This is a genomic window from Bradyrhizobium sp. MI1.7 (assembly GCF_055811795.1).
The window spans coordinates 1-550 of the sequence record NZ_JBVVPO010000253.1 but is presented as its reverse complement, the minus strand read 5'-3'; the positions used below and the strand labels follow the sequence as shown (position 1 = coordinate 550).

1 protein-coding gene is annotated in these 550 nt (G+C 64.7%); it reads right to left on the bottom strand.

What is annotated here, in order from left to right; genetic code table 11:
* Window positions 1-354, bottom strand: a 354-nt coding sequence (locus tag AC0L3X_RS47405) for a hypothetical protein (protein WP_473317652.1), incomplete at its 3' end; no start/stop codon positions are given.
* Window positions 355-550: the final 196 nt, after the last annotated feature.

Below are 550 nucleotides of genomic sequence, written 5' to 3'. Positions count from 1 at the left end.
CGGCTCGGGTGACTTGGTCGGCAGCCTGCCGCCGGGACTGAGGGACAACATTCGCGCCAGCGTCGTCAGCGCGCGGACCTTGGCTTGCCAGATCGGCAGCCACGGGCTCGGCTTGTCATCGACGACATAGGCGGCGGCGAGCTCACCGGCCGCGACGCGCTCGGCGACGATGGCCTTCGAATAGGCGGCGATCAGCGGCACGTCGGACGGCACGAAATGGCCCGGCGCAGTGCCAACGATGAGGGCGACGAATTCGGCGCGCTCCAGCTTGTCGAGATCCTCGGGCGGCTTCAGAAGCTCGCGGGTCGAGCCGTTGGTCGTGAATCCGGCGGAGGCGGCGGCTTGGCGGGGCATGGTCGGGCTTCCTCGATCACCGGACCATAGGACTAAATCGGCAGTTGTAAATCGATGGAACCACGTTCCAAGGCCGATGTAGTAGGAAATTCTCTCCCCCGAGCAGAAAAAGTTCCGTCGGTCGAAATGCCTACTGCGGGTGGTAGCACATTCCGAGCGCCGCCGCGCGGGAATATGCTGCCGCCGGAATTATCTC